Annotated in this window: 8 protein-coding genes; all 8 read right to left on the minus strand. The window is 63.7% G+C overall.

Annotated elements, in window-relative coordinates:
- Positions 1-670 (minus strand): FadR/GntR family transcriptional regulator (locus VDP82_RS11170; RefSeq protein ID WP_323014924.1); only part of this gene is annotated, 670 nt, incomplete at its 3' end.
- A 7-nt stretch (positions 671-677) separates the two neighbouring features.
- Positions 678-1,886, minus strand: a complete 1,209-nt coding sequence (locus VDP82_RS11175) for an aminotransferase class V-fold PLP-dependent enzyme (protein ID WP_323014925.1) — start codon at positions 1,884-1,886, stop codon at positions 678-680.
- A gap of 1 nt (position 1,887) precedes the next feature.
- Positions 1,888-2,775, minus strand: coding sequence for an ABC transporter permease (locus VDP82_RS11180; RefSeq protein WP_323014926.1), 888 nt, complete (start codon positions 2,773-2,775; stop codon positions 1,888-1,890).
- Positions 2,772-3,713, minus strand: a complete 942-nt coding sequence (locus VDP82_RS11185; protein WP_323014927.1) for an ABC transporter permease — start codon at positions 3,711-3,713, stop codon at positions 2,772-2,774. The genes VDP82_RS11180 and VDP82_RS11185 overlap by 4 nt, the downstream gene beginning before the upstream one ends.
- Complete coding sequence (locus tag VDP82_RS11190) at positions 3,710-4,660, minus strand: ATP-binding cassette domain-containing protein (protein WP_323014928.1); 951 nt, start codon at positions 4,658-4,660, stop codon at positions 3,710-3,712. The genes VDP82_RS11185 and VDP82_RS11190 overlap by 4 nt, the downstream gene beginning before the upstream one ends.
- Complete coding sequence (locus VDP82_RS11195; RefSeq protein WP_323014929.1) at positions 4,657-5,205, minus strand: ABC transporter ATP-binding protein; 549 nt, start codon at positions 5,203-5,205, stop codon at positions 4,657-4,659. The genes VDP82_RS11190 and VDP82_RS11195 overlap by 4 nt, the downstream gene beginning before the upstream one ends.
- A 14-nt stretch (positions 5,206-5,219) precedes the next feature.
- On the minus strand, positions 5,220-5,483 hold the full coding sequence (locus VDP82_RS11200; RefSeq protein WP_323014930.1) for an ATP-binding cassette domain-containing protein: 264 nt from the start codon (positions 5,481-5,483) through the stop codon (positions 5,220-5,222).
- An 80-nt stretch (positions 5,484-5,563) separates the two neighbouring features.
- Positions 5,564-7,180, minus strand: a complete 1,617-nt coding sequence (locus tag VDP82_RS11205; protein ID WP_323014931.1) for a peptide ABC transporter substrate-binding protein — start codon at positions 7,178-7,180, stop codon at positions 5,564-5,566.
- Between the last annotated feature and the right edge of the window lie 502 nt (positions 7,181-7,682).

Below are 7,682 nucleotides of genomic sequence, written 5' to 3' on the forward strand. Positions count from 1 at the left end.
GGATGATATGGACCGCCGCTTCGGCGCCGTCTGCATCGCCCGCGCAGACGGCCACGGCCAGGTCGCGGTGGGGCGGATAGGAATCAAGCGCAAAATCGGCTTCGGGAAAGGGTGAGTCATGGGTGTTGACGATCACCTGTTTCACCTGCCGCAAGGCATGGCCGAATACCGGATTGCCCGTCGCATCGGCTATGGCGTTGTGGAAGAGGTTGTCCAGCTCGAACGAGGGCTTGCCCCGCTCGACGCTTTCGAGCAGGCGGTCGCATAGCGCGGTGATCTCGCGCTTCTGCAAATCCGTCGCCCGTTGCGCGGCCTTGCGGGCGATGGCAGTTTCCAGGCACCGGCGCAACTCGAGCAGGCGCAGGATCTGCTCGCCCACCAGCTGCACCATGATCGGCACGGTGCCGCTTGGCGCCAGCACGGCGGCGGCCAGATAGGTGCCGTCGCCGCGCCGTCGCCGGATAATTCCCAGCCCTTCCCAGCGATTCAGCGCCTCGCGCATGGTCGAGCGGCCAACGCCAAGCTGCTGGGCCAGTTGCACCTCGGCGGGCAGCTTGTCGCCCACCTTCATGCCGGTCTGCGCCACCATGGTGGAGAGGGCTTCGAGCACGGCTTCGATCCGGCTGCGGTTCTGCAACGGTTCGAGATACTGAAGGGCTCCGTCTGGCATGGCTACCTCAATGGGACGCAAAAGGGTGCTCCGGCTCGGGCGCCAACGTCAAGAGCGTTGTCAGCGCCTCAATCAGATAGTCCATTTGGGCCTGCGTGTTGTAGCCCTGCACGGAAATGCGGGCGACGACATGGTCCTGCCATCTGAAGACGGGAATCTCGATATTATACTGGTCCATTAGCGCCTGGTGCAACCAGCGCGGGTCGCAGGGCGGCAACGGCTTCGAGGCCATTTGCGGCGCGCGGAAGGCAATGGAGGAGAGCGGCGCGAGGCCCGTGAGCGCGCTCACGCGCGCCGCGGTCGCAGTAACCATTTCGGCACAGTGCTGCCGCACGCCGTCCCAGTCATGCTCGGCCGAGAAGCGGATAGCCTCGGGCACGGTGAGGAAGGCTGAAGGGTCCCTCGTGCCCTGCATTTCCATGGCGTCGATGAAGGGGGTATTGCCATAGATCCCGACCGCGCCCGGTGCGTCGCGGTCCTCGGTCCAGCCATGGCTGATGACCAGCGGGTTGAGCATCATCTGCCATTCCGGCCGGACATGCAGGAACGCCGCGCCCTTGGGAGACATCATCCATTTGTGGCAATTGCCGGCATAGAAATCGGCCCCCAGCCGGTCGAGCTCCAGCGGGATATGACCCGGCGCGTGGGCGCCGTCGATCACCGTCCAGATGCCGCGCGCCCGCGCCTCGGAAATGATCCGCTCGATGGGAAAACGCAGCGCGGTGGCAGAGGTGATATGGGAAAGGAAAATCACGCGCGTGCGCTCGGTGATGCCGGCCAGCAGCGCTTCGGTAAAGGCTTGCTCGGAAACCAGGGGTATCGGCACCTGCACGCGGGCGATCCGGGCGCCGGTCCTGCGGGTGACGAAGGCCCAGGTCTTGTCTAGCGCCGGATATTCATGGTCCGTGGTAAGGATCTCGTCCCCTGCCGCCAGCGGCAGGCTTTGAGCGACGATGTTCAGCCCCATGGTGGCGTTAGTGACGCCGACCAGATCATCGGCCTGCGCGCCCAGATAGCCCGCCACCACTTCCCGCGCCTCCCGCAGCCATGCGCTGTAGCCGCGCGTCGGCTCGAGGAAGGCCACGGGCTGGTGCTCGAGCTGCCGTTGCCAGGTCTGGTATTGCTCAAAAACCGGGCGTGGGGCCGCGCCGAATGAGCCGTGATTGAGGAAAGTGACGTCCGGGTCGAGCAGAAAATGGCTGGCCAGATTGTTCATGTCATACGCCCTTAAGGGTTGGATCGAGCGCATCCCGCAGACCATCACCGAACAGGGTGGTGGCCAGGACGGTGAGTGCCAGCGCGAGCGTGGGGAAGACGGCCAGATGCCAGTAGAAATACATGAAGCTGGTACCGGTATTGATCATCTGCCCCCAGGATGGCGTCGGCGGTGGCACGCCGATGCCGAGGAAGGACAGCGAGGCCTCGAGCATCATCGCCAGGGGAATGGCGAGGACGAAGCCGACGATGATGGGCGAGATGGCATTGGGGATGAGATGGCGGCGGATGATATATCCGGGAGAGGCACCAAGCGCCTGGGCCGCACGGACGAATTCCTTTTCCTTGAAGGCTTTGACCTGGGCGCGCACCAACAGGCAGACCTGCACCCAGCCGAAGAGGCCGGCGATGACGATAATGGTCAGGAAGCCGCCACCCGTCATGGCACCCAGCAGCATTGCCGCCAGCAGCGGGGGCACGACGGTGAAGATCTCGATGAGGCGCATCACCACCCAATCGATCCAGCCCTCGTAGTACCCCGCAGCCGCCCCCAGCGGAATGCCGATGAGCAGCGCGAAAAAAGCGGCGGAAAAGCCGATCGTCAGGGAAACACGTGCGCCGTAGACGATGCGGGCGAAAAAGTCGCGCCCCAGGTCATCCACGCCGAACCAGTGGGCCTGCGAGGGAAAGCCCAGAGACTGGGCGAGGAACTTCTGCTCGCTCGGGCCGGCCACGGTGATGAATGGGGCGCAAAGCGCCATCAGCGTGATGATGAGCAGCACCAGGCCGCCGGCGACGGCGCCGCGGTTTGCGGCAAAGCGGCGCCAAGCCTGGTGGAGCGGATTTTCGGCGGCGTGCCGGCGTGGCACGGCGGCGGCTGTCGCGGTCATGAGCGGCCTCCCCTGCGATGGGCATGGCGGATGCGGGGATCGAGCAGGCCGTAGAGGATGTCCGAAAGCAGGAATGCAAGGCAGAACATGACGGTCAGGATCAGCATGAGGGCCATTTCGGTTGGATAGTCGTGGGACTTGATGGAGGAGACGAAGAACGACCCCAGGCCCGGAACACGGAACATGGCTTCCACGAAGATGGAGCCGGTGACCGTGCCGATGAACATCGGCAGGAACACCGTTATGATCGGGATGGCCGAATTGCGCAGCACATGGGTGAAGATGATCCGCCGCTCCGACAGCCCCTTGGCGCGCAGGACGGTGACAAAGGGCCTGTTCAGCGTGTCCAGCATGGCCGACCGGGTATAGCGCGAATAGGTCGCCATCGGGATCGTCGCAAAGGCGATCACCGGCAAAATCCAGTTGACCGGGGTTCCCCAGCCGCTGGAGGGCAACCAGCCGAGCCAGACCGCAAAGACCAGGATCAGCAGCATGGAGGTGACGAAGACCGGCACCGTCAGCCCCAATGTGGCGAAGGCCGAGGCCAGGTAGTCGATCCAGCTGTTGCGCCGTAGCGCCGCCAGTATCCCGAGCAGGATGCCGAGGGGTGTGCCAATCAGTATTCCCAGCCCCCCCAGCACGAGCGAGGGCAGCCAGGCGCGCGAGATCAGCCGGATCACCGTTTCGCCCGGGCTCTGGAAAGCCATGCCGAAATCGAGCCTGAACACGCCGGACATATAGGTCGCATATTGCACCAGCAGGGGCTGGTCGAGCCCGTATTGCGCCTCCATCCGCGCCCTGACGGTGGCGGGCAGGGGCATCTCGCCCACATCGAAGGGCCCGCCTGGAATGGCATGCATCATGGCGAAGATAATGATGCTGACGATGAAGAAGGTGGTGAGCACGGTGGCCAGGCGGCCCAGGATGTAGCGGATCATGTGACGATCACCTCCACGCGATGATCCTTGTTCAGATGGACGAGTTGAGGTTGGTCGCCAGCAAGGCTGCCGGGCGGCAATTGATGGGCTGGGATGCGCGCGATGTCGGCGGCGATCTCCTCGCCGCGCCGGAAACGGCGGCGCTCGCGTAGCGAAGGGTGATGCGCCGGAATGGCGTCCAGAAGGCTCTGGGTATAAGGGTGACGGGCGTCCTGGAAGACTGTTTCAGTGGCGGCTTCTTCCACCATGCGGCCATTCCACATGACGGCGACACGGTCGGAAAGCGATCGCACCACCGACAGGTCGTGGCTGATAAAGAGGATCGACAGCCCCATCTCCTCTTGCAGGTCCATCAGCAGATTGATGATCTGCGCCTTGACTGAAACGTCCAGCGCCGAGGTCGGCTCATCGGCGACCAGAACCGAGGGTTTGAGGATCAGGGCGCGAGCGATGGCCACGCGCTGGCGCTGCCCACCGGAAAGCTCATGCGGATAGCGATCTCCGAAACCGGCCAGCCCCACCCGCGCCAGCCAGTCATCGGCCAGTTCACGCCGCTCGGCGGCGCTGCCGATGCTGTGGATCACCATCGGCTCGGCCACCGACTGCAGCAGGGTGAACATCGGGTCGAGCGCCGAATAGCTGTCCTGAAAGACCACCTGCATCCGGCGGCGATGCGGCTTGAGCGCGGCATGTCCGAGATGGGTGATATCGGCGCCTTCGAGCAGGATCCGTCCCGTGCTGGGCTCGGAAAGGCGCAGGGCCAGCATTCCCGTGGTGGTCTTGCCCGAGCCGCTTTCGCCGACAAGGCCCAGAACCTTGCCGCGGGGCAGGACCAGGTTCAGGTCGCGGACGGCGTGGATCTCCCTGATGCCGCACCCGTCGCCCAGGCGGAAGCTCTTGCACAGGCCACGCAATTCCAGCGCGGGCGCGGTCTGGGCAGCGTTCATTGCAGCCTCCATGGCGCGTTTTCCGGCATTTCGGTGAGGCGGCGCCGCCCCGGCTGCTGGCCGGGAATCGAGGCCAGAAGGCCCTTGGTATAGTCATGGGCGGGGTTGTCGAAGATATCAAAGACCCCCGCCGTCTCCATGACGCGGCCGCCATACATGACGACGACGCGGTCGACGGTTTCGGCGATGACGCCCAGGTCATGGGTGATCATCACCAGCGCCATCTCCAATTCCTCCTGCAATTCTTTGATGAGGCGCAAGATCTGGGCCTGGATCGTCACGTCGAGCGCGGTGGTCGGCTCATCGGCGATCAGCAGCTTGGGGCGGCAGGACAGGGCCATGGCGATCATGGCGCGTTGCAGCATGCCGCCCGAGAGCTGGTGGGGATAGCTGTCGAAGACCGCGTCGGGCTGGCGGATTTCGGTTCGCGCCAGCAAGGCCCTGGCTTCCGTGCTCGCTTCGTGCCGGCCGGTGGCCGGGCGATGGGCGCGGATGGTCTCGACGATCTGATAGCCGATCGTGAAGGAAGGATCGAACGCGGACATCGGATCCTGAAAGATCATCGCCGCCACAATGTCTTGCGGTCGGCCGAGAGCATGTCGACGCCGTCGAGGCGCAATCTGTCGGCACGGACGATTGCGGGCGGCTCGCGCAGCAGCCGGAGGGCGGCCATGCAGCTTACCGATTTGCCGGAGCCGCTTTCCCCGACGATGCCGAGGCTTTCGCCTGGTTCGACCCGCAGGCTGACGCCGCGCACGGCGTCGATCGTCTTGCCGGACTGGCGGAAACTGACGGTCAGATTTTCAATCTCGAGAAGGGACATGCTGCCTGCCGGGTAAGGAAGGAGGAAACGAGACCGGGGCGATTGGATCGCCCCGGCCCGGATCGGGAACGAGCGGGAGGTTACTCGGCCTTGACGTGGGTGTAGAAGTAGGTCCGCTGCTGATCCATGGGAGTCATGCCGATGGCATTGGCCTCCACCGAAGGGCCGCTCAGACGCTGATTGACGACATACATCTGGACCGGATGCACCAGAGGTACGATCAGCGCTTCATCGATCAGAACCTGTTCGGCATCGGCGTAGAGCTTGACCCGCTTGTCCCAGTCGGATTCGGCGTCGGCCTCATCGACCAGCGCGTCGTAGCTGGCCACGTCATAGTGATGGCGGCCGCCCTCGTGGAAGAGCCCGTAAAAGTTCGACGGATCGATATAGTCGGCTTCATAGGGGGCGAGGAACAGCCCGTTCGTCCGGTCCGCCATGGCCTGCTGCCAATCAGGGAGCGGCATCAGGCGAAGCTCCATGTGAACGCCCAGGGTCTCGGCGAACTGGGCCTGCAGATATTGCAGCATGGGGGCCGAGATGACGCCGTTATAACCGCCCTGTACGCGGAAATAGACCTCGATCTCGGGGAAGCCCTCGCCGCCCGGATAGCCTGCCTCGGCCAGCAGGGCCTTTGCCCGCTCGGGATCGAACACCGCCTGGCCGGCGACACCCTCGTCATAGCCGGGGAAATTCGGCGGCAGGATAGAGCCGGCGGGGATGGCCAGGTTGCGCAGCACGGTCTGCGTCAGCTCTTCACGGTCGATGGCATAATAAAAGGCCTGCCGGACCAACGGGTTGTCGAAGGGGGCGATTTCAGGATCGAAGGCCAGGTACGAGGTCGCAAAGACCGCGTTGAAGCGGATCTGGTCGGGAAAACGCTGCTGGGCGAACGGAATCTGCCCCGCATTGAGGATGGTGAAATCGACTTCGCCAGCCATGAAGGCGGGCAGGGCAACCTCGGGAGAGGACACGGAAGGGTCGGTGATCACGCGGTCCACATTCGCGGTCCAGGGGCCGGTGTAGCTCTCGTTGCGGGCATAGGTGACGACATTGCTGCCCCGGTCCCAGCTTTCGATACGGAAAGGCCCGGTGGCGGGGATGGTGTCGGCATTGAGCGCATAATCGTCGCCGAGCTTCTCAACGACATGCCGGGGCACCGGGAACAATAGCGAGACCACCGAAGGCAGGAAGGGGCGCGGCGCCGAGGTGGTGATGTTGAGGGTGAGATCGTCGGGAGCCGAGACGCCGAGATCCTCGGGCGGGAGGGCGCCGGATTCCACCCCGGCCCAGTTGACGACGCCGGCGCCGGACCAATACCAGCCAAAATCATACCCTTGCGAGGCGGCGCGCTGCAGGGCGAAAACATAGTCGTGCGCGGTCAGCGGCGTGCCGTCGGTATAGCTCAATCCGTCGCGCAGGTGGAAGGTCCAGGTAAGCTGGTCCCCGGACTGCTCCCAGCTCTCGGCCGCCAGGCCATGCAATTGATAGTTCGAGTCGAAGGCTGTGATGGGCACCTGGATGAGGAAGGGCAGCCCGGCATGGGCATAGACCGTCTTCATATAGTCGAAATAGGTGCCGCGATTGGCGCCGCCGGGCGCGTGGACCGTGCCGGTATCGGCCGCCATCGCGGTGGTGACTAGCGCCGTCGCACAAAGGATCAGGCCGGCCCGAAGGCCGTTCAAGATCGAAATGGGCATGCTTTCGCTCCCTTGATTGGTGTGGTGCGTCCAGTGCTGGCGATCCCGGTGGGACGCTCACCGAAGATACGCTGTAGGATATCAGACATATTTTGGGGCACACAAGGGGAATTTTGGATTTTGTACCATATTGAAGAACGATCGTTCCGAAATGCGGAGTGCCTTACCATCCGAAAGGCCCTGCCCCAGATGGGGATGCCAAGCATCATTACTTTGATTTTACGGGGAAATATCTCTTCTGGATGACAGCGGCCGGGCCTTCGCCACTTTTTGACGGCGCCGCGTAAGGGGCTGATCAAATATCGAGCGGAAATGAGCCGGCTGATCGGGCGGCAGCTCGCCCCGAGGGTGTCGGCCCGGGGTATAGGTAAGCCGGGGGCCATGAGGACACGGAAATCAGGCTGTAATGGTCCACCATTTTTGTGGACACCGGTTTAGGCCATTTGTCGTTGGGCCTGTTCTGGGGTCCTATATCCGAGAGGCGAGTGGATCCGCCGCCGGT

The sequence above is a fragment of the Devosia sp. genome, from assembly GCF_034675085.1.
Lineage (GTDB): Bacteria > Pseudomonadota > Alphaproteobacteria > Rhizobiales > Devosiaceae > Devosia.